Raw genomic sequence first — 21,351 nt, forward strand, 5'->3', positions numbered from 1 at the left:
GACGAGAGGCTAGGGCATGAGCGGGCAGATCACGATTTGCATGACGATGGGGCTGCGCCCCGACTATCTGGAACAGACGATCGAGAGCCTTGGTCCCCAGATGCGGCTGCTGCCGATCGTGGCGATCAATGATTTCGGGGATGATCCCACGAACCGGATGTTCGACAGGCTCTGCCCCCATGGACGGCGCATTGATCTTGGCGGTCGTGTCGGCCATCACGCCGCTGTGGACGCGATGTATGAGGCAGTGGACACTCCCTATATCTTCCATATCGAGGATGACTGGCATTTCGCCCGCACCGACTTCCTGCCCGAAGCCATTGCCTTGCTGGACTCCGACCCGACCATGACCTCTGTCTGCGTCAGGGAACTGGATGACATGCCGATCGAGCCACAGCGCGCGGCCCGTGTGACATACGAAGAGATCGGTGGCGTGTCCTACGCGCTTATGACGCGCGTGCACATGCGCTGGTACGGGTTCACCTTCAACCCGCATGTGATCCGCCGCAGCACCTGGCAGGATCTTGGCGGCTACAGCCGGTTCGGCAAGGAAAAGGACATCTCGCGCCATATGCGCGCGGCAGGGCGGCATGTGGGCTATCTGGAGGATGGCGGCTGCCGCCATATCGGGGCCGAGCATTCCATCGCCCGCAAGTCCAACCCGCTGATGGCGGCACGGGCCTGACGGAAAAACCCCGGCAAGCAATGCCTGCCGGGGCTGAAACAAATAACCAGGTACTGAAATCCTGTCGGGGCTGGCCTTAGCCGACAAGCCCGCCATCGTTGCGCCAGACCGCCACGACGGACGAGCGGGCCAGCTGACCTTCGCCATCCGGGAACGGGGCAGAGGGGTGCTGGATGCCCACGAACATTGTGCGCCGGTCCGACGACCAGGTCAGGCCGGTCACTTCCGAACCGTTGGGGCCGGTCAGGAAGCGCACGATCTCACCCGTTTCAGGATCGCCGCAGAGCATCTGGTTGTTGCCCATGCCCGCGAAATCGCCCTCGTTGCTGTCATCCCCGTCGGTCTGGATCCACAGCAGCCCGGCGCTGTCGAACATCATCCCGTCGGGCGAGTTGAAGAGATTGCCCGCGTTGACATTCTCCGACCCGGCATAAGCGTCTTCATGCACCTCGGGATTGCCCGCCATGACGTAGAGATCCCAGGCGAAGGTTTCGGACGCGTGGTCGTCATTCGCGGGGCGCCAGCGCACGATCTGGCCATAGCGGTTGCCCTCGCGCGGGTTGACCGCGTTCAGTTCCATCACGTCACCGCCTGCATTGGCGCGCATGGTGCCATCGTCGTTCAGCAGCGCGCGGCGGCTGTTATTGGTCAGCGCGCAATAGGCCTCGACCGCGATCGGGTTCACAGCGACCCATTCGGGACGGTCCATGGTTGTGGCACCAACGGTGGAGGCGGCCATACGGGTGTGCACCAGGATTTCGACCTCGGACATACCGGTGGCTTCAGGGGTCAGGGCGACCCACTCACCGCTGCCGTCCTCGTTGAAGCGCGCCACGTAGAGCTGCCCGTCATCGAGCAGGCCATCGGTGTTGCCACCGGGCTGATAGACACCGTTGGAGAGGAACTTGTACAGGAACTCGCCCCGTTCATCGTCGCCCATATAGACGGCGACACGGCCATCGGGGGCAATCGCACAGGCGGCGTTTTCATGTTTGAAGCGGCCAAGCGCTGTGCGTTTCACCGGGGTGCTGTCGGGGGTCGACGGGTCGATCTCGACGATATAGCCGAAACGGTTCGGCTCATTCGGTTCCGCCGAGATATCGAAACGCACATCGTGATGTTCGTAGTTGTAGCGGCTTTCGAGGTTGATGCCGTAGCGACGGAAGGCGGCGGGGCGCTCGAAATCAGGATCGGTCGAGCCGAAATAGCCGTTAAAGTTCTCTTCACAGGTCAGGTAGGTGCCCCAGGGAGTCCGGCCGGACCCGCAATTGTTGAGCGTGCCCAGAACCATCGTGCCAGTCGGATCGGCCGAGGTCTGCAGCATCGCATCGCCCGCGGCAGGGCCGGACAGGCGCATTTCGGTGTTGTGGTGGATACGGCGGTTGAACGGGCTGTCGACAACGATCTGCCAGCCGGCTTCTCCCCTTGCCACTTCCATGACCGTGACGCCTTGCATATTCTGAAGCGTCAGCACCGCGTCGGCGGTTTCGATCTCGCCGCCCGTGGCGGGCAGATTCACGCCCGGGTTCACGTATTCATGGTTCACGGCAATCAGCTCGTGACCGTCTACGTTGAACAGCTCCATTCCGTCGGTGTTTTCCCCGAACACCCGGTCGGATGCCTCGACCGTCACGCCGGTCGCGGGGTCGAGCGTGGCGGGCGCGTCGGAAAACAGGGGGTCACCCCAACGGGCCAGCGGCGCCCAGGAATAGCCCTCGGGCACGTGCACGGTGAAATCGGTCTGCGCGGCAATCGGGGTGAAGGCAAAGCGCGTCGCGCCATGCCCCATGGCCAGAGCCGCGGTGGAATTCAGCAGGCCCGCGCCCATGGCAGTAGCGCCCGATCCGAAGGCCACAAGGCCAGACAGGAAGCCGCGGCGCGACAAGGCCGCTTCGACGACACGGTCGAAATCGGTTTCCTCGGGGCGGGGGTCGTGGTGTTCATCCCATTCGTCCCAGGACAGGTGGCTGAGATCGGACTCTTTCATGGCGGCCTCTTGCGCGATGGTTGCAACTGGCGTTGTGGCTATCGTGGGCCTGTCAAAGCTGTGTGACAGGTTTGAATCACCGATGTGAAACCTGCGCGGGGTGTGGAATTACAGAAACGTTATCAAACAAAGACTTGCCCGGTTCACAAAGGATCGGCCAAACTCTGCCGAGTTCAGATTTTTCACCAAAGGGGAGGGATGCTGCCGATGCTGACCCGCCGCCATTTCATTTCGACCGGGGCCGCGCTGGCCCTCACACCGACCATCGCAGGCGCCACCGAAGGCTGGCAGTTGTCCAGCCGATACGAGCCGCAAATGGTTGACATCAACCCCGGCTTCCGCCCCGGCACGATCCATGTCGATATGGGGGCCCATTTCCTATATCTGGTGCATGAGAACGACACGGCGCTAAGATTTGGCGTTGCCGTGGGGCGCGAAGGTCGTCAGGCATCCGGTTCTTTCCGGGTTGGCCGCAAGGCGGAATGGCCAAGCTGGACACCCACACCAAGCATGATCGCACGCGAGCCGGAGGTCTATTCACAGTTCGCCGGTGGCATGGAGGGCGGCCCTGACAACCCGCTCGGGGCGCGGGCTCTGTATCTCTATACCGGCTATGGCGATTCGCTTTTGCGTATCCACGGAACGCCGCAACCCTGGTCTATCGGCATGTCGGCATCCTCTGGCTGTATCCGGATGGTGAATGACCATGTGATCCAACTGTACGACATGGTGGATGTGGGAACACCCGTCAGGCTGCACCCCTTCTAACGTCGGACCGGAACGCAAAAGGCCCCTGGAACCGTCCCAGGGGCCTCTTCCTTACTGCGATCCGAGGCAGATCAGGCAGAGAGCTTCGCCATGCGCAGATAGGGCAGTTTCTTGTCGATCTCGCCGTACTTGGCGATGGCGTCCTCGTCACTGACCGACAGCGGCACCACGACATCACCACCGGGGGTCCAGTTGGCCGGGGTTGCCACGGTTTCGCGCGCGGCGGTCTGGAGCGCATCCAGCGCGCGCAGCACCTCGGCGAAGTTGCGGCCCACATTCATCGGGTAGGTCATCGACAGCTTCAGTTGCTTGTCGGGGCCGATGATGAAGACGGTGCGCACGGTCTGGCTGTCGGCGGGTGTCGGGTTGTCGGACAGGTAATAGTCGGCCTGAAGCATGTCGAAGGCCTTGGACACTTGCAGATCGGTGTCGGCGACAATCGGGAAGCCCGCCTTGGCGCCACCGACGGATTCGATGTCACCCTTCCACTTCACATGTTCTTCCACGCTGTCCACGGAAATCCCCAGTACTTTTGTGCCGCGCTTTTCCCATTCGTCGGCCAGTTGGGCGACAGCGCCGAACTCGGTCGTGCAGACCGGGGTGAAATCCTTGGGGTGGCTGAAGAGGATCGCCCAGTTGTCTCCGATCCAGTCATGCAGGGTAAAGCTGCCCTGATCGGTTTCCACGGTAAGGTTGGGGATGGTGTCGTTGATGCGCAGGGCCATACTCGGGCTCCTCGTTATTTGGTTGCTGTCGTCAACTATAATATGGGTATTCCGAGGGGGAGTTACACCGCCAAAGATTAGAATCCTTATAAAAAGGGACAGACATTCCGCCGCACTGCGGCAGGATGTGACAGGCGTTCCCGCAACTCCGTCGCGTCACGAACGGGGGGCCTTGTCCTTGGCATCAGTCGATGACAGGCTCCGCGCCGAACAAGGGAGACAGATCATGCCCAAGAGCACAGATTTCTACATCAACGGCCAATGGGTGGCCCCGAGCCAGCCCAATGATTTCGACGTCATCAACCCCTCGACCGAGGAAGTCTGCGCGACCATTTCCCTCGGCGGGCAGGCCGATGTGGACGCCGCCGTTGCAGCAGCCCGAACAGCATTTGAAAGCTATGCCTATACGTCCAAGCAGGACCGGCTGGACCTGATCCGCAAGGTGTTGGAGGTCTACAAGGCCCGTGGCGAGGATATGGCGCAGGCGATTTCGACCGAGATGGGCGCACCGATTGACATGGCGCGGTCCTCTCAGGTCGGCGCGGGCACGTGGCACATCTCGAATTTCATCAAGGCGCTGGAGGATTTCGAGTTCGAACGCCCCCTGGGCGACCACGCGCCGAATGACCGGATCATCTACGAAGGCGTTGGCGTCGTCGGCATGATCACCCCGTGGAACTGGCCGATGAATCAGGTCACGCTGAAGGTCATCCCTGCTCTGGCCACGGGCTGCACGATGATCCTGAAACCGTCCGAGATTGCGCCGCTGTCGTCGCTGGTCTGGGCCGAGATTCTGGATGAGGCGGGCGTGCCCGCAGGCGTCTTCAACATGATCAACGGGGACGGGGCGGGCGTGGGCTCGATGATGACCGCGCATCCCGGCATCGACGCAATCAGCTTCACCGGATCGACCCGCGCGGGTATCGCGATTTCGAAGAACGCGGCGGACACGCTGAAGCCCTTGCATCTGGAGCTTGGCGGCAAGGGCGCGAACATCATCTTTGCCGATGCGGATGAGAAGGCTTTGAAGCGTGGGGCGATCCACTGTTTCAACAACTCCGGCCAGTCCTGTAACGCCCCCACCCGGATGCTGGTGCAGCGCGACATCTACGATCAGGCGGTAGAGATTGCCGCCGCCACGGCAGAGGCCACCACCGTTGGCTTGGCCAGCGAGTCCGGCCGCCATATCGGCCCGGTGGTCAGCCAGATGCAGTTCGACAAGATCCAGGGCTTGATTGCCAAGGGCATCGAAGAAGGCGCGCGTCTTGTGGCCGGTGGCCTTGGGCGTCCCGAGGGGTTCAACAAGGGCTATTTCGTGCGGCCGACGGTCTTTGCTGACGTGAATAACGACATGACCATCGCGCGCGAGGAGATATTCGGGCCGGTCCTGTCGATCATCCCGTTCGAGGACGAGGCGGAAGCGCTAGCGATTGCCAATGACACGGAATATGGCCTGACCAACTACGTCCAGACCCAAGATGGGGCCAAGCGCAATCGGCTGGCCCGGCGCCTGCGGTCCGGCATGGTCGAAATGAACGGCCAGGGTCGCGGCGCGGGCAGCCCCTTCGGTGGCATGAAGAAATCCGGCAATGGGCGCGAAGGCGGTGTCTTCGGGCTGGAGGATTTCTGCGAGGTCAAAGCCGTGTCCGGCTGGTCGACTGACGACGCCTGACCGGTGAACATGGACAAAGCTTTGCATCCGGGGGTATCACCGCCCCCGGATCTTTCTTTTCGGGGGTTTCGCCCTTCATGCCTGACCAGCCCCTGACCTTCGTGCCGGATACGGTGCTCAAACGCGATGTGTTTTCGGAAACCATCGCCGGTCATCTTGCCGAAGATCCGTCCCGCAAAGTGGCCCTGCGCAAGCTCGATGGCGTGCCGATCTGGGCGCGGCCGATTGCATGGTATCTTGCCCGCAAGGAAATACGGGGGCTTAGGGCGGTGCAGGGTATCGAGGGCACGCCAGAGCTGTTGCGCGTGGACAAGGTCGGGCTGCTGCGCAGTTGGTCGGAGGGAACACCCCTGCAACTGGCCCGCCCGGTTGACCGCGAATTCTACCGCGACGCCAAGCGCCTGCTTCGCCAGATGCGGCGGCACGGGGTCACCCATAACGATATCGCCAAGCCCCAGAACTGGCTGCGCACGCCCGAAGGCCGCGCGGCGGTGATTGATTTTCAACTGGCCAGCGTCCACCGGCGGCGTGGGGTGATGTTTCGCACCATGGCAAGAGAGGATCTGCGGCATCTTCTGAAACAGAAGCGCGCCTTCGCGCCGGACCTGCTGACCGCGTCCGAAAAGCGCTTGCTGGCCCGCAAGTCACTGCCGTCGCGCATCTGGATGGCGACCGCCAAGCCTGTCTACAACTTCATTACCCGGCGGCTGATGAACTGGTCCGACGGAGAAGGCACCGAAGACCGGATCGCACGCGACGGTCCCGCGATCCGCGAACTGGCGGCCCGGCATGATGCCCTGCGCGATGTGGCCTTGTGCACCTACGCCCTGCCCGCGCGCGGGGTTGGGGTTTACGTCTTTGCGGAAACGGACATGGATGCCGCTGAACTACGCGCCCTTATCCCCGAGGCGCGGGCCGAACTGGTTCAGCCCGTGGCCGACTTGCCCCGGCGGCAGGATGGAAGCGTGCGAAGCGATGTTCTGCAACTGATCGCCACCAACCGGCTGGACGATCTGGAAGAGGTCTTGCGAAGAGAGCCGGAATTGGAGCCGCTTCTCTGCCCGATCGTGGCCGCGCGCCTGAACTTCACCGACAGGGTGCTGCGCGGGTAGAGGGCGCTGGAACGATCTTGAAAGATCGTTGAAAGGATTTTCAAAATCCTTTTCCGCGCCCCGGTCAGAACGGGGCTTTGACGGAGAAGTTCATTCCTTTTCCCCCGTCGGGATGGCGCAGGCGCAGCGATTCTGCGTGTAGCATCAAACGGGGAAAGTCGCGCGCTGGCCCCTTTGCATAGAATGGATCGCCCAGAATCGGATGGCCGAGCGCCAGCATGTGCACACGCAACTGGTGCGATCGGCCGGTACGCGGATAGAGCCGAACCCGTGTTTCCCCGTTACCGGTTCGCATGACCCGCCACCCGGTTTGTGCAGGCTTGCCGTTTTCGTGGTCGACCATCTGCAACGGCCGGTTCGGCCAGTCCACGATCAGCGGCAGATCCACTTCACCGGTCTTCTCGGCCATTTCGCCCCAGACCCGTGCCACATAGGTTTTCTTGGTCTGGCGCTTTTCGAATTGCAGCCCCAGGTGCCGCTGCGCATGGGGTGTCAGTCCGAAGACCATGACGCCAGAGGTGTCCATGTCCAGCCGGTGCACCAGCAGGGCCTCCGGGAAAGCCTCTTTAACTCGGGCGATCAGGCAATCGGACAGGTGATCGCCCTTTCCGGGCACGGATAACAGCCCGCTTGGCTTGTTGACCAGCAGGAGCTCATGGTCATGGTGCAGGATTTCAAGCGGTTCCTGCGGGGGGTGGTAGTCGAGCGGTTGCATGGGGCTGGTCTATTGGCTCCGGCGCGGTTCCGAAAGGCCTATTCCACGCCGCCAGCTTCGAAGGCAATGACGAGGGATGGTGCCATTATCCCAAGCAGCGACAGGGCCCAAGGACCCCGCGTCAGCCTGTGAGAGAGAGCTTTCAGCCAGACGCCCATGGCCGACAGAAACGACACGGGATCGGGAAACATCTGTCCGCTGCGACTCTCTAGCAATGGCGCGGATCTGGAACACGGCCCGAAAGGACAGCCCCGTCCAAAGCGCAAAGCATTCTCCCTGCGCGATCAGAAGGATGAAAATGCCGCGGTCCATGGTGTTGCCTTTCGTGAACCCGTTACAATTGACCGCTTTATCCCGTCCGATGTTAAGTCCTGGGTAACTTCTGTGGGTGCAGTCTGATCGGACTGTGGGGGCGTGAACCAGCAGGTGAACGTCATGATCAACAAAACCTCGGAAATCCGCGTCCTGAAACTTAAGGAAACCCACCCAGAGGAACTGGGCCGCGCCAGCGATGCGCAAACCATGCTCCGTATCTGGTCGCTGCTTGGCGGGCAGGCTCAGATGCGTGACCGGACCATCTGCAACCGCGTTCTGGGCTGACTGATCCTCACCTGCCCCGACATGCAGCGGGGCAGGGCATTGCTGCGACATTTATACGTCCCTTCTGTACTGGACCTGCCCGCGCCGAAGTGAAACCTTCCCTTCGACGCGAAACCGGAGGTCGACATGCGCGATTGGGCAGGGATGCGATACTGGCTTGTAGGGGCAGACACGCCTCTTGGCGCCGCGCTTGCCGAAAAGCTCAGCCGCGCCGGGGTGTCCCTTGTCCTGTCAGGGTGCGATCAGGACAAGCTGGAAGACCTGATAGTGTCGCTGCCGGGGCGCGCAAGCTACATCCCGATTGATGTCAGGGACGAAGGCAGGCTTGCCGAGATTGCCATTGAACTGGGCGCTGTGAACGGTCTGGTCTACGCCATTGACGACCATCAGGCGGTCAGCGCCGAGGCGTGGAACGCGACGGGTGCTGCCCGGATGATCTCATCCAATCTGACCGGGATCGCCAATGCGCTTGGCGTGGCGTTGCCGATCTTCGAGGGGCGGGGGCATATCGTTTTGCTGGACAGCCTAGCCGGGATCGGCGGATCGCCCCGTCAGGCAGGCTATGCCGCATCCAAGGCCGGGGTGCGCCTGATGGCCGAATCGCTGCGCGCCGAGGCCAGGGGGTCGGCGCTGGCGGTGCAGCTTGTCACGCTCGGGGTGCCCGGAAGCCGTCTGGCCGTTGCCCCTGCCGCCGCTGCCGCCGAGATCTTCGAACATATGGGTACGCCGCGATTCCGCCGGACGGTTCCTGCCATGGCGGGGGCCGTGGTGCGGCTGCTGCACGTCCTGCCCGGTTGGCTGACACGTCCTGCCATTGCATGGCTGACAAAACCGGCGCAGGATTGAACCGGGCGCGCAACAATCCAAGACTCGGACAGAACCGGAGGACCCGACATGCTGGCCATTTCCACCCACAAGGTCGCACAGATCATCCTGATGGGGCACGAGCTCGACCGGGCCGAGGGTGAATTGCGCGGGTTTCTCGAAACCCTGAACGAGGATGAGCAGGCCGAGGTTGTCGCCATCATGTGGATCGGGCGCGGCAGTTTCGAGCCCGAGGATTTCGCCGAGGCGCTTTCCACCGCCCGCAACGAGGCGACAACGCCGACGGCCGACTACCTGATCGGCACCCCGCACCTGTCGGACCATCTGGAAGCCGGGTTGGAGGCGCTCGGCGTCGACCCGTCCGAGGCGGAAGACGACCTGATGTAGGGCCTCGCCCGACGGGTCAGCCGATGTGCTTGTCAAATTCCGCCTTCGCCCGCGCCCAGACCCCACTATCCAGATCGGTCAGTGTCAGGAGAGAGGGCAGAAGCTGCGCCGCGTAGTCCTGCGAAGACTCCACCGGCAGCATCGAGGGCAGGTTGTCGATGGCCATCACGTCCATCGGCGGGGTGTCATGGACGCGCAGCACGGGCGCATCCCATGTGGTTGCGCGGTCGTAGACCGGCACCGGGTTGTAGTCGCTGTCGGGGTCGCAGGCCACGTCACCGATCACGGTCAGGCTGCGGGGCTGCGTCAGTGCCTCGCGCGGGACGAAGACGGGCGTTCCGGGGCGGGCGAAGATGCAGTTGAGGAAGATGTCATGGTCGAGGATCTCCGGGAACGGCCCGCCGCTGGCGGTTTCTGCCATGTCCCACTTGGTCACGCTCATTCCCATGGCTTCGCACAGATCCGCCGCGCCGGTGCCCACGCGGCCAAGCGCGCCGATAACGATGGCGCGGGGGGCGGTCAGGCCCGCCATGCCCTTGGCCAGATCGGACAGCAACGCGTCCTTGCCGGGATAGGCCCCGACGGGTGGGCAGATGCCGCCGGATTGCTGCGCGATCCAGGCCTTCAGTGACACGGCCGCGCCTGCAAAGCCGGCCCAGTAGCCAAAAGCGGCGACGCGGCGGCCGGTCTCGTCCACCAGGTATTCCAGATCGTAGAGCGTGCCGCCCCCGGCCTTGAACCGATCCAGCAGCGCACGGCCCGAAAACTGCCCCTTGAAGGCATGGCCGAACATGATGTGACGGTGCGGCAGCGGGGTGCCGTCCTCTGGCAGCTCCTTCAGCCCGAAGATGATCGCGTCGGCGGGCGCCTCGGGCCAGCTGTTTTCCGGCGCGATCTCGGCCCCGGCCTCGGCATAGCCCGTCAGACCTGCGGCGCGAACCGAGCTTTCCTCGACCGTCACGCGGATGCCCGCCGCGATCAGGGCGCGAACGCCCTCTGCCGTGATCCCGGTGCGTTCCTCGTTCGGGCGCTGTTCGGCGCGGACCCAGAGATGTGTCATATCGGTTTCCTCACAGATGCGTGCGCGCGAATTGCCGTTCCGGGTGCTCCAGATGCGGCAGCGCGTTGAATTGCGTCAGCGCCAAAGACCCGCGCAGGGGCAGCCAGCGGCTGAGCGAGGTGTTTTCCACGGCCAGGCAAGCGCGGGCATAGCCCATCAGGTCGAGCCCGAGCGTGATCCGCATGGCCATGCCGATGACCCCGCCAGAGGTCACGACCAGCGCCCGACCGTCGCCGGCGCCGATCTCTTCCATGCCGTCCCGAACGCGGGTTTCGAATGCCTGAAAGCTTTCCGGTGGATTGTCGATCTCGCCTGCCTGCCAAGCAGTGAACAGGCGGGGCAGATGATCGGTGAAATCCTCCCGGTCCTCGGGGATCGGCACGCCATGCTGGTCGCGGTAGAGCGTGGCCAGCGTGAAGAACTCCATCTCGTTGAACCGCGCATCCATCTGCGGCTCGGCATGACCGTCCAGCCCGATGGCTGCGGCGGTTTCCCGGTGACGCTGAAGCGTGCCGGAGTAAAGTCGTGGAAACACCTCACCGGTGCGCGCCAGATGCTGCCCCAGCCACTGGGCCTGTTGGGTGCCAAGATCGCTCAGCCGGTCATAGCTGTCTTCGTCGCGCGCTTCGGTATTGGCCTGACCGTGGCGCACGAGGGTGATGTAGGACATGGGGATTTCCTCGCGCCGTATGCCCCCCGCTTAGGACGTCGGGGCGCGCAAGAAAAGGGGCGAAGCGTCTCAGAGCCCGAGGCTGGCACGGATCGTGGGTAGGGCACCGGCAGCTATCAGGCCCACAACGGCCCCGATGCCAAGACGGATTGCCGGGCGGCCAAGGTTTGGGCTGACAAGGCCCAAAAGGCCACACACCACGGCGTAAAAGGTAAGCGTTACAGGGTCCATGACTAGACGATAGCATAAAACGGGCTAGGAATGGGACATGGGACAGACATTCGATATCGATTCCGCGCGCTTTCTGGCCGATCTGCATCATCTCCGCAGCTTCGGGGCAGAGGGGTCCGGCGTGGTCCGGCCCGCCTTCTCGCCCGCTGATGTGGCCTCACGTGAATGGCTGTCCACGCGCATGCAGGAGGCGGGGCTTGCGCCGCATATGGACCCGGCGGGCAACCTGTTCGGGTTGGTCGACGGGCCATCCCTGCTGGTCGGCTCGCATTCCGATTCGCAGCCGGAAGGCGGCTGGCTCGATGGGGCGCTCGGCGTGATCATGGGGCTGGAGGTGGCTCGTGCATCGCGCGAGGCCGGTGGACCCGCCATTTCCTGCGTTAGCTTTCAGGACGAGGAAGGGCGCTATGGCGCCTTGACCGGCAGCGATATCTGGTCGGGCAGCACCACGCTGGCCGAGGCGGATGAGTTCCGCGCCACCGACGGTCAGAGCTTTGCGGAAGGCCGAGCGGCGGTCGCCCATCTTGCCAAGCCCGATTTCGTCGATCCGGCCCGGTTCACCGGATTTCTGGAGTGCCATATCGAACAGGGGCCGGTTCTGGATCAGGTTGGCGAAGCGGTTGGCGTTGTGACCTCTATCGTGGGGCTGAGGCAATTGCAGGTCACGGTGAGCGGCGAACAGAACCACGCGGGCACCACGCCAATGGCCATGCGCAAGGATGCGTTTCAGGGGGCGGTGCGGATTGCGACGCTGCTCAATGACCGGTTCCGCAACCTGGTGACGCCGCAGACCGTCTGGACCATCGGCCATATGCGGCTTCTGCCCAATGCATCTTCCATCGTGCCGGGCAAGGCCGTGTTCACCATCCAGTGGCGCGATGGCGATGCGGATCGGCTGGACCGGATGGAACGGGTGATCGACTCCGTTCTGCTGGAGGTCGAGAACGGCACCGGCCTGAACATCAGCGCCGACCGTCTGCGTCACGATCTGGTGCCCGTGCCGATGGATGCGCGGATGCAAGAGGCGCTGTCGAGGGCCGCCGGACAGATTGCGCCCGGCAAGTGGCGGTCGATGCCGTCCGGTGCGCTGCATGATGCGTCGAACCTGTCGCGGATGATGCCGGTGGGGATGCTCTTCGTGCCCTCCATCGGCGGGATCAGCCACGACTTTGCCGAAGACACCGCCGAGGCCGACCTGGTGACCGGCCTTAAGGTTCTGGCCCGCGCGGCGGCGGATTTGGCCCCCTCCTGAGCTTTTTGACTCTCGTCAAGGCGTCAGTCTGGCTTCGGGCGCAGACTGCGGCCAGATGTCGGGTGCATCGCTGCTTGCCCGGCGGATCGCAGGCGAGGAGGCGTTCTCATGAAAATCCTGATCGGCTATGCCACGACAGAGGGCCAGACCCGCAAGATTTGCCGCCATGTGGCAGATCACTTGATTGACGGCGGTCATTCTGTCGAACTGCTCCCTCTTTCGGAGGCCGATGACCCGGGCGTTGCGCGGTTCGACAGGGTCATCCTCGCCGCGTCGGTTCACCTTGGCCACTACCAGCAGGCGCTATCGGACTTCGTGACCGATGCTGCGCCATCGTTGGCAACGCTGCCCACCCTGTTCTTGTCGGTTTCCCTATCCGCAGCGGGGCACGATGCCGAAGACTGGCGCGGCCTTGAAACAATCGCCGAGGAGATGACCGAGGCCACAGGTTGGACCCCCGACAGGGTGGAGCAGGTGGCGGGGGCCTACACGCCCTCGCGCTACGACATCATTCGACGCTTTGCCATGCGCCGGATCATCGGTGGGAAGGACCCCGGTCAGGACCTATCCGCAGATCGAGAATATACAGATTGGACAGGGCTGGACCGGGCAGTTGACGACTGGATCGCCGCCTAATCCCACTTCACATCACCCAGAAAGATATAGCCCGCGCCGTAGATCGTCTTGATCAGGCGTGGGTTTTTCGGGTCTTCCTTCAGCTTGGTGCGCAGGCGCGAGATGCGGACATCCATGGCGCGGTCAAAGCTTTCGCCCGCTGCGCCGCCAAGGGCTTCCTGCATCTGCTGGCGGCTGATCAGGCGCTTGGGGCTGTCGAGGAAGAGCCGCAGAACCTCGCCTTCCGCATGGGAAAAACTGACCTCCTCGCCCGCTTCATCGACCATCACATAGCGGTCGAAATAGGCGGTCCAGCCTTCGAAACGGGCGGTGTCGGATTGCGCCGGGCGACTGCGCACATCCCTGAGCCTTGCACGCACACGGGCCACGACCTCGGCCGGATCGAAGGGTTTGATGATGTAGTCGTCGGCCCCCAGTTCCAGCCCGGTTACCCGGTCCTGCACCTGTGCGCGGCCCGAGATGATGATGATCGACGCGCCCGATTCCAATGCCAGCCGGTGCACCACGGCCAGTCCGTCCCGGTCCGGCAGACCCAGATCGACAAGGCAGACATCGGGCGTGGTCTTGCGCAGGGCGGCTTCGAACTCGGTCGCGCGGGAATAGGCGGCGGTGCGAAACCCGGCCTCGGTCAGGGCCTCGGACAGCATTAACCGGATCTGCGGTTCGTCGTCCAGAATGGTGACCAGCGGTTCGCTCATGCGCTTTCCTCCTGCGCCAGTATGGCGTGAAGCTGGCCGCTGTCGAAGGGTTTCGACAAAACGGGCCAGCAGGCCGCCCCCCGCTGTCGCAGCGGGTGTGTTTCGGGCAGGGACGTCATCAGCGCCAGTCGCAGTTCCGGCCGCCGCCGGGCCAGCCTCGCCAGCAGATCGACACCGGTCGTATGGCCAGAGAGCTTGATATCGGACAGGACCATATTGATGGCGGGCAGGTCGGCCAGCGTATCGGCCTCGGCAAAGCTAGCGGCCTCGATCACCTGATGGCCCATATCGGTCAGCATTTCGCGCACCGACACACGCAGGTCGGGCATATCCTCGACCAGCAGGATCAGCATCGGTGTGGCCTCGGACAGGGGCACCGCGCGGAAGGGCAGCCGATAGGTGACGCGCGCGCCCCCGCGATGGTTTTCCAGACGAACATTGCCGCCTGACAGCTTGGCGAAATCGAAGACCATCGACAGGCCAAGCCCCGACCCCGCCTGTCCCTTGGTGGTAAAGAACGGGTCGAGCGCGAATTCCAGCGCCTCTTTCGAAAAGCCCGGCCCGGTATCCTCCACCACGATATCGAGCCACGTATCCCGCACCTTCTGGGCGCGGATGCGAATCTCTCCTCCTTCCGGGCCAATCGCGTCACGGGCGTTCAGCACGAGGTTGAGAAGGCTGTCCTGCAAGGATCCTTCATCCAGCATCAACAGCGGGTCGGGCACGTTCTGGGTGATCGACAGGCGGATATTGTCGGCCAGGGGCGCGCGGGCCAGCGCCTCGAAGGTCTCGAAAAAGCGGCGCATATCGACCGGGGCGGGGTGCAGTTCCCGCGGGCCGGAGATGCGCGCGATCCGGTCCAGCAGTGTCCCGCCCCGGCGGGCGGCGGCTGTGGTGGCGCTGGTCAGTTCCTTCGCGGCCTCCGGCAGGTCCATCCGGGACAGGCGGCTTTGCAGGCCGAGGATGATGGTCAGCAGGTTGGAGAAATCATGCGCCATGCCGCTGGTAAGTTGCGCCGCCAGTTCGCGCTTGTTGGTCTGGATCAGCACCGCGCGCGCCTGCGCCTCTTCCGTCACATCTGTGGACAGCAGGTAAACGCCGTTGATCGGACCGGTTTCGCCCACCCGATCGGGGGTAAAGGCCGTGCGAATGCGGCGGCCAGAGTCCTCGTCGGTGAATTCCAGCACGCTCGACTCGCCCTGCATGGCCCGATCCAGATGTGGGCGCAGGCGGCGCGAGGTTTTGACCCCGAGCGCTTCGCAGAAATGCAGCCCCACGATCTCGTTCGACCGCCCTGGCAGCACCGAGGACAGGCGCCGGTTGGTGAAGGTGTAGACGCCATCGGTATCCACATGGCCGATATGGGCGGGCGTCATCTCGGTGGTCAGGCGGGTGCGCGCCTCCATCTCGGCCAGCCCGCGCTTGGTTTCTTCCAGCTGTGCGATGGTGGCGGCGAGCTGGCGGTTGGTGCGAGAGAGTTCCTCCGCGTGTGTCAGCAGCTGATCGGACAGTTCCTCGGACCGGGCGCGCAGCAGCGACTCCTGGCTCTTGATCGAGGTGATGTCGGTGTAGACCGTGACCCAGCCCCCCTCTGGCAGCGGGCTGCCCTCGACACTTATCATCCGGCCATTGGACCGGCGGCGTTCCATGTAATGCGGTTCAAAGGCACGGGCCTGTTCCACACGGTCAGTGACGAATCCCTCGGGGTCGTCCACCTCGCCATATTCGCCGCGTTCGACCAAAAACCGGATCGTGTCGCGAAATGTCGCACCGGGGGTGACCAGAGATTCCGGCAGATCGAACATGGTCTGGAAGGGCCGGTTGCAGACCGCAAGCTTCAGGTCGCGATCGTAGATCGTCAGCGCCTGCTGGATCAGGTTCAACCCGGCACGGGTCATATGCGCAGTGGCGTCCGATCTGGCCATCTGTCAACTCCTCCTGCCTTTCCGCTACACGCTTGGTTCCCTCGCGCCAAGACCTGCCAGCCGCGTGTTACAATTCGTTAGGATTGGGAAAAAGTCAGGTAAAAATTGACGCCCAACCATGGCGACAACACGGTGAGGTGCGGATTCGTTTTCGTCATGGAACCGCGTGGCCGTCGGGATGACCGGCGAAGGGAGGACAGAACTTGGCTGAGATGAAAGCGGTTTCGGGCGTGCCTGAATCCGTTCCTGCGTTGCTCGCACGGAACGTTGCACAATTCGGAAGCAAGCCCGCCTATCGGGAAAAGGAATTCGGTATCTGGCAAAGCTGGACCTGGGCAGAAGCGGCCGAGGAGATCCAGGCAATTGCCTTTGGGTTCCTGGCACTTGGCGTCGAGAAGGGCGACCATGTTGCCATCGTGGGCCGCAACCGTCCGGCCATGTACTGGTCGATGGTTGCCGCGATGAAGGTGGGGGCCGTGCCGGTTCCCATGTATCAGGACGCCGTGGCCGAAGAGATGACCTATGCGTTGGACCATTCCGGTGCCCGCTTCGTCGTTTGCGGCGATCAGGAACAGGTCGACAAGGTGATCGAGGTGCAGGAAACCGTGCACCAGATCGAACACATCATCTATCAGGATGCGCGCGGCCTGCGGAAATACGATCACACCAAGCTGCATTCTCTGGCCTCCGTGCAAGCAGAAGGCCGCGCGGCCAGTGAGAGGTTCGAAAAGGAACTCGCCGACCGCGAGGCCTCGATCGGCTACGATGACACCTGCGTGATGCTCTATACCTCAGGCACCACAGGCAAATCCAAGGGTGTGGTGCTGTCCAACCGCAACGTGATCGAGACGGCCAGGGCGTCCTCCGAATTCGATCATCTGCGCCCCTCGGAAGAAATTCTCGCCTACTTGCCGATGGCTTGGGTTGGCGACTTCATCTTCTCCATCGGGCAGGCCTACTGGACGGGTTTCTGCACCAACTGCCCGGAATCGCCCGACACGATGATGACCGACCTGCGCGAAATCGGTCCGACCTATTTCTTCGCCCCGCCCCGCATGTTCGAGACGACGCTGACCACTGTCATGATCCGAATGGAGGACGCGGGCGAATTCAAGCGCAAGATGTTCCATAAGTATATGGAACACGCAAAGAAAGTCGGCCCCAGGCTTCTGGACGGCAAGCCGGTTTCCTTCGGTGACAAGCTGAAATACTGGATCGGCGACAAGCTGGTATACGGGCCGCTGAAGAACACGCTCGGCTTCAGCCGCGTCCGGGTCGGGTATACGGCGGGTGAGGCCATCGGGCCGGAAATCTTCGAATTCTACCGCTCGCTTGGCATCAACCTCAAACAGCTCTATGGCCAGACGGAAGCGACAGTGTTCATCACGCAGCAGCCCGATGGCGAAGTGCGCGCCGATACCGTGGGCGTTCCCAGCCCCGGCGTGGAAATCAGGATCGGCGACAGCGGCGAAATCTACTACCGCAGCCCCGGCACCTTCGTGGAATACTATAAGAATCCCGAAAGCACCGCCGATACCAAAGATCCCGAAGGCTGGGTTGCGACGGGCGATGCGGGTTTCATCGAGGAAGACAGCGGACACCTGCGGATCATCGACCGCGCCAAGGATGTGGGCAAGATGGCCGATGGCCGCCTGTTCGCGCCGAAATACGTGGAAAACAAGCTCAAGTTCTATCCGAACATCCTGGAAGCCGTGGTTTTCGGGAACGGGCGCGACATGTGCACCGCCTTCATCAATATCGACCTCGCCGCCGTCGGCAACTGGGCCGAGCGCAACAACATCGCCTATGCCTCCTACCAGGAACTGGCCGGGCACAAACAGGTGCTGGACACGATCCAGCAACATGTTGAAGAGGTGAACAAATCCGTCGCGCAGGACCCGATGCTGTCGGGCTGTCAGGTGCATCGCTTCCTTGTCCTTCACAAGGAGCTCGATGCCGATGACGGCGAGATGACCCGGACCCGCAAGGTGCGCCGCCGCATCGTGGAAGAGAAATTCGCCGACCTGATCGACGCGCTCTATACCGGCAAGTCGGAACAATACACCGAAACCGAAGTGACCTACGAAGACGGTCGCAAGGGCAAGATCAACGCCACGCTGGAGATCCGCGACGCCAAGGTCGTGGAGGCGGCGGGCCAAGCGCAGGTGGCCGCAGAATGACCATGATGCACTACAAACCCCATGTGACCGCCGATGGTCGGACTATCGGTAACACCATGATGGAAATGAAGAATATCACCCTGCGCTTTGGCGGCGTGGTGGCGATCAAGGATATTTCCTTCGATATCCGCGAAGGCGAGATCCGCGCCATTATCGGCCCGAACGGGGCCGGGAAGTCCTCGATGCTGAACGTCATCTCGGGCTTCTACAAGCCGCAGGAGGGCGAGGTCTGGTATCTGGGCGAAAAGCGCGGACCGATGCGCCCGTTCGAGGTGGCACGGCAGGGCATCGCCCGGACCTTCCAGAACATCGCCCTGTTCGAAGGGATGACGGTTTTGGACAACATCATGACCGGCCGCCTGAACCACATGTCGGCCAGCTTCCTCGATCAGGCGATCTGGTGGGGAAAGGCCGAGCGGGAAGAGGTCGCGAACCGCGAGAAAGCCGAAGAAATCATTGATTTCCTTGAAATTCAGGCCATTCGGAAAACACCGGTGGGGCGTCTGCCATACGGCCTGAAAAAGCGTGTGGAACTGGCCCGCGCGCTGGTCGCGGAACCCTCTCTTCTGCTGCTCGATGAACCGATGGCCGGTATGAACGTGGAAGAAAAAGAGGACATGAGCCGCTTCATCCTCGACGTGAATGACGAATACGGCACCACCATCGCGCTGATCGAGCACGATATGGGCGTGGTCATGGACCTGTCCGACCGCGTTGTCGTGATGGACTACGGCAAGAAGATCGGCGACGGCACGCCCGACGAGGTGCGCAACAACCAGGAAGTGATCGACGCCTATCTGGGGGTCGCCCATGATTGAGTTTGCCCCGAAAACAGGGGGGTGCCATGCGTACACCCCCTGTACACCCCCCGTACACCCCCTGTGCAGACAAAACGCCCCTTTGACCAGCGGAGGCCACCATGCCTGAACAACTCGTCTTTGCCATGGAGGTCTCGCTCAACGGCCTGATGACCGGGGTGATGTATGCCCTCGTCGCGCTGGGCTTCGTGCTGATCTACAAGGCCTCTGGCATCTTCAACTACGCGCAGGGTGTGATGGCTCTGTTCGCCGCGATGACGCTGGTGGGCATTCAGGAGGGCCGGGTGCCCTTCAGCCACCTGATCAACGCCATCTTCGGCACCGAGGTGCACCATCTGCCCTGGCATTCGGTTCCAGCGCTCTTTGCCATTCTGCTGACCGTGGGGGTGATGATTGCCTTTGCGTGGCTGGTGCAGAAGGTGGTCTTCAAGCACCTTGTCGGGCAGGAGCCGATCATCCTGTTCATGGCCACCATTGGATTGGCCTATTTCCTTGAAGGCGTGGCCGACCTGATGTGGGGGTCCGAGATCCGCACGCTGGATGTGGGTCTGCCGCAGGGGATCAACCTTGCCATCGACGAAACCACCTTCAACTGGTTCGGCTACGGCTTCTTCATTGATAATCTCGACATCGTGGCCGCCATCGTGGCTGCCGTGCTGGTGGCGGGTCTTGTGGCCTTCGCGCAATACACCAAGCAGGGCCGCGCCATGCGTGCGGTGGCCGATGACCACCAGGCGGCGCTGTCGGTCGGCATCTCGCTCAACTTCGTGTGGATTCTGGTGTGGTCGCTGGCGGGCTTCGTGGCGCTGGTCGCAGGGATCATGTGGGGCAGCAAATCGGGCGTGCAGTTCTCTCTGTCGCTGATCGCGCTGAAGGCGCTTCCGGTGCTGATGCTGGGCGGGTTCACCTCGATTCCCGGTGCCATCGTCGGCGGGCTGATCATCGGCGTGGGCGAGGCCCTGTTCGAATTCACCATCGGCCCGATGATCGGCGGCGCGACCGAAAACTGGTTCGCCTATGTTCTGGCCCTCGTCTTCCTCGTCTTCCGGCCGCAGGGCCTGTTCGGCGAGAAGATCATCGAGAGGGTGTAGCCAGATGCGCAAGCTGATCGCCATCATCAACGTGATCTCGTGGTCGGGGTTCTGGGCCTTCGGATACCTTGCCCTGACCTCGGAACAGCCCGACAGCCAGCAGACGCTGATTGCCCTACTTCTTGCCGCTGCGGGAATGCTGGCCGGTGTCTGGGCCTACCTGAAACTTTCGAAGGGACAACCCTTGCCCCATCACCCCAAGCATACCCGGTCGGAGGTCTGATCCATGTTCTACCGTGAAGCCGGCGATTTCAAAACCAGCTACTCCCAAGACAACCAGACCTTTCCGATCGCGTTCGACCGCTGGCGCTATTATTTGGTGCTGTTCGTCGCGATCGTGGTCATTCCGCTGACGATCTCGGATTACTGGGCGAACTCTCTGCTGCTGCCCTTCCTGATCTACGTGATCGCGGCGCTTGGTCTTAACATCCTGACCGGATATTGCGGGCAGGTCAGCCTTGGGACCGGCGGGTTCATGGCCGTGGGGGCCTATGCCACCTACAAGCTGATGACGGCCTTCCCGTGGATGGACATGGTCAGCGTGACCATCCTGTCGGGGCTTGTGACGGCCATCGTGGGCGTTTTGTTCGGCCTGCCATCCTTGCGCATCAAGGGGTTCTACCTGGCCGTGGCGACATTGGCCGCGCAGTTCTTCCTTGTGTGGCTGTTCAACCGGGTGCCGTGGTTCTACAACTATTCGGCTTCCGGCCAGATCAACGCGCCGGAGCGGACCATGTTCGGCATGGCGGTGACAGGTCCCAATGCCGAGGTTTGGGTCAAGTACCTGTTCTGCCTGTTCTTCGTGATCGTGCTGGCCTGGATCGCGCGCAACCTGACCCGCGGGTCGGTGGGGCGTCAGTGGATGGCAATCCGCGACATGGATATCGCTGCCGAGATCATCGGGGTGAACCCGCTGAAATCCAAGCTGACCGCCTTTGCCATCTCGTCCTTTTTCGTGGGCATATCGGGCGCGCTGCTGTTCTCGGTCTATCTTGGCGCAGTCGAAGTGGGCGAGGCCTTCGGCATCCAGAAATCGTTCCTGGTGCTGTTCATGATCATCATTGGCGGCCTGGGCTCGATCTTCGGCAGCTTCGCGGGCGCGGCCTTCATGGTTCTGCTGCCGGTTCTGCTGAAAATCATCGGCGTGGACCTGCTGGGATGGCCCACGGATATCGTGGCGCATATCCAGTTGATTATCGTGGGCGGCCTGATCGTGTTCTTCCTGATCGTGGAACCGCACGGGCTGGCGCAACTGTGGCGCCTGGCGAAAGAAAAACTGAGACTCTGGCCGTTCCCGCACTGAGGCGGGGCCAG

The 21,351-nt window shown here is 62.6% G+C and carries 22 protein-coding genes; 14 read left to right on the forward strand and 8 right to left on the reverse strand.

What is annotated here, in order from left to right; genetic code table 11:
- Nucleotides 1-16 precede the first annotated feature (16 nt).
- Nucleotides 17-685, forward strand: coding sequence for a glycosyltransferase (locus BKY26_RS16615; RefSeq protein WP_071691497.1), 669 nt, complete (start codon nt 17-19; stop codon nt 683-685).
- A 76-nt stretch (nt 686-761) separates the two neighbouring features.
- On the opposite strand, the gene BKY26_RS16620 is transcribed toward BKY26_RS16615, so the two are convergent.
- On the reverse strand, nt 762-2,672 hold the full coding sequence (locus BKY26_RS16620) for a PhoX family protein (RefSeq protein ID WP_071691498.1): 1,911 nt from the start codon (nt 2,670-2,672) through the stop codon (nt 762-764).
- A gap of 207 nt (nt 2,673-2,879) precedes the next feature.
- On the opposite strand from BKY26_RS16620, the gene BKY26_RS16625 reads away from it, so the two are divergent.
- Nucleotides 2,880-3,440: a L,D-transpeptidase gene (locus tag BKY26_RS16625; protein WP_071691517.1), complete on the forward strand. Its 561-nt coding sequence runs from the start codon at nt 2,880-2,882 to the stop codon at nt 3,438-3,440.
- A 71-nt stretch (nt 3,441-3,511) separates the two neighbouring features.
- Here the strand turns inward: BKY26_RS16625 and BKY26_RS16630 are convergent, their stop codons facing one another.
- Nucleotides 3,512-4,165, reverse strand: a complete 654-nt coding sequence (locus tag BKY26_RS16630; protein ID WP_071691499.1) for a peroxiredoxin — start codon at nt 4,163-4,165, stop codon at nt 3,512-3,514.
- A gap of 226 nt (nt 4,166-4,391) precedes the next feature.
- On the opposite strand from BKY26_RS16630, the gene BKY26_RS16635 reads away from it, so the two are divergent.
- The gene (locus BKY26_RS16635) at nt 4,392-5,837 is read left to right on the forward strand and encodes an aldehyde dehydrogenase family protein (protein WP_071691500.1); all 1,446 of its coding nucleotides are present in this window, start codon (nt 4,392-4,394) and stop codon (nt 5,835-5,837) included.
- Nucleotides 5,838-5,914: 77 nt separating this feature from the next.
- The gene (locus tag BKY26_RS16640) at nt 5,915-6,949 is read left to right on the forward strand and encodes a serine/threonine protein kinase (RefSeq protein ID WP_071691501.1); all 1,035 of its coding nucleotides are present in this window, start codon (nt 5,915-5,917) and stop codon (nt 6,947-6,949) included.
- Nucleotides 6,950-7,013: 64 nt separating this feature from the next.
- Here the strand turns inward: BKY26_RS16640 and BKY26_RS16645 are convergent, their stop codons facing one another.
- Complete coding sequence (locus tag BKY26_RS16645; protein WP_071691502.1) at nt 7,014-7,664, reverse strand: pseudouridine synthase; 651 nt, start codon at nt 7,662-7,664, stop codon at nt 7,014-7,016.
- A gap of 435 nt (nt 7,665-8,099) precedes the next feature.
- Here BKY26_RS16645 and BKY26_RS20315 point away from each other — a divergent pair, with 435 nt between their 5' ends.
- The 3 genes from BKY26_RS20315 to BKY26_RS16655 all read left to right on the forward strand — a co-directional run bounded on the left by BKY26_RS20315 (nt 8,100) and on the right by BKY26_RS16655 (nt 9,476).
- Nucleotides 8,100-8,264, forward strand: coding sequence for a hypothetical protein (locus BKY26_RS20315; RefSeq protein ID WP_158514352.1), 165 nt, complete (start codon nt 8,100-8,102; stop codon nt 8,262-8,264).
- A gap of 126 nt (nt 8,265-8,390) precedes the next feature.
- Nucleotides 8,391-9,110, forward strand: coding sequence for an SDR family NAD(P)-dependent oxidoreductase (locus tag BKY26_RS16650; protein WP_071691503.1), 720 nt, complete (start codon nt 8,391-8,393; stop codon nt 9,108-9,110).
- 48 nt (nt 9,111-9,158) lie between these two features.
- Nucleotides 9,159-9,476, forward strand: a complete 318-nt coding sequence (locus BKY26_RS16655) for a DUF3775 domain-containing protein (protein WP_071691504.1) — start codon at nt 9,159-9,161, stop codon at nt 9,474-9,476.
- A 16-nt stretch (nt 9,477-9,492) separates the two neighbouring features.
- Here the strand turns inward: BKY26_RS16655 and BKY26_RS16660 are convergent, their stop codons facing one another.
- From BKY26_RS16660 to BKY26_RS20440, 3 genes are all read right to left on the reverse strand, one after another.
- The gene (locus BKY26_RS16660) at nt 9,493-10,536 is read right to left on the reverse strand and encodes a saccharopine dehydrogenase (RefSeq protein WP_071691505.1); all 1,044 of its coding nucleotides are present in this window, start codon (nt 10,534-10,536) and stop codon (nt 9,493-9,495) included.
- Between the two features lie 10 nt (nt 10,537-10,546).
- Nucleotides 10,547-11,206 (reverse strand): histidine phosphatase family protein, encoded by a 660-nt coding sequence (locus BKY26_RS16665; protein ID WP_071691506.1) that lies wholly within the window; start codon nt 11,204-11,206, stop codon nt 10,547-10,549.
- A 69-nt stretch (nt 11,207-11,275) separates the two neighbouring features.
- A complete protein-coding gene (locus BKY26_RS20440; protein WP_164744772.1) occupies nt 11,276-11,437 on the reverse strand; it encodes a hypothetical protein in 162 nt (53 codons plus the stop codon).
- Between the two features lie 37 nt (nt 11,438-11,474).
- Here BKY26_RS20440 and BKY26_RS16670 point away from each other — a divergent pair, with 37 nt between their 5' ends.
- Both BKY26_RS16670 and BKY26_RS16675 read left to right on the forward strand, forming a co-directional pair.
- Nucleotides 11,475-12,689: a hydantoinase/carbamoylase family amidase gene (locus BKY26_RS16670; protein WP_071691507.1), complete on the forward strand. Its 1,215-nt coding sequence runs from the start codon at nt 11,475-11,477 to the stop codon at nt 12,687-12,689.
- Nucleotides 12,690-12,797: 108 nt separating this feature from the next.
- Nucleotides 12,798-13,325: a flavodoxin domain-containing protein gene (locus BKY26_RS16675; RefSeq protein ID WP_071691508.1), complete on the forward strand. Its 528-nt coding sequence runs from the start codon at nt 12,798-12,800 to the stop codon at nt 13,323-13,325.
- Here the strand turns inward: BKY26_RS16675 and BKY26_RS16680 are convergent.
- Both BKY26_RS16680 and BKY26_RS16685 read right to left on the reverse strand, forming a co-directional pair.
- Entirely contained in the window at nt 13,322-14,023 is a 702-nt protein-coding gene (locus BKY26_RS16680) for a response regulator transcription factor (RefSeq protein ID WP_071691509.1), read from the reverse strand. The two genes, BKY26_RS16675 and BKY26_RS16680, sit on opposite strands and share 4 nt — an antisense overlap.
- Nucleotides 14,020-15,948, reverse strand: coding sequence for a hybrid sensor histidine kinase/response regulator (locus tag BKY26_RS16685; RefSeq protein ID WP_071691510.1), 1,929 nt, complete (start codon nt 15,946-15,948; stop codon nt 14,020-14,022). The genes BKY26_RS16680 and BKY26_RS16685 overlap by 4 nt, the downstream gene beginning before the upstream one ends.
- A 212-nt stretch (nt 15,949-16,160) precedes the next feature.
- Between BKY26_RS16685 and BKY26_RS16690 the strand changes: the two genes are divergently transcribed.
- From BKY26_RS16690 to BKY26_RS16710, 5 genes are all read left to right on the forward strand, one after another.
- Entirely contained in the window at nt 16,161-18,128 is a 1,968-nt protein-coding gene (locus BKY26_RS16690; protein WP_071691511.1) for an AMP-binding protein, read from the forward strand.
- A gap of 2 nt (nt 18,129-18,130) precedes the next feature.
- Nucleotides 18,131-18,946, forward strand: a complete 816-nt coding sequence (locus BKY26_RS16695) for an ABC transporter ATP-binding protein (RefSeq protein WP_071691512.1) — start codon at nt 18,131-18,133, stop codon at nt 18,944-18,946.
- Between the two features lie 101 nt (nt 18,947-19,047).
- Nucleotides 19,048-20,037, forward strand: coding sequence for a branched-chain amino acid ABC transporter permease (locus BKY26_RS16700; RefSeq protein WP_071691513.1), 990 nt, complete (start codon nt 19,048-19,050; stop codon nt 20,035-20,037).
- 4 nt (nt 20,038-20,041) lie between these two features.
- Nucleotides 20,042-20,260, forward strand: a complete 219-nt coding sequence (locus tag BKY26_RS16705) for a hypothetical protein (RefSeq protein ID WP_071691514.1) — start codon at nt 20,042-20,044, stop codon at nt 20,258-20,260.
- Nucleotides 20,261-20,263: 3 nt separating this feature from the next.
- Nucleotides 20,264-21,340: a branched-chain amino acid ABC transporter permease gene (locus BKY26_RS16710; RefSeq protein WP_071691515.1), complete on the forward strand. Its 1,077-nt coding sequence runs from the start codon at nt 20,264-20,266 to the stop codon at nt 21,338-21,340.
- The last annotated feature ends 11 nt before the right edge of the window (nt 21,341-21,351 follow it).

This window comes from Nioella sediminis (assembly GCF_001879695.1).
GTDB classification, from domain to species: Bacteria; Pseudomonadota; Alphaproteobacteria; order Rhodobacterales; family Rhodobacteraceae; genus Nioella; species Nioella sediminis.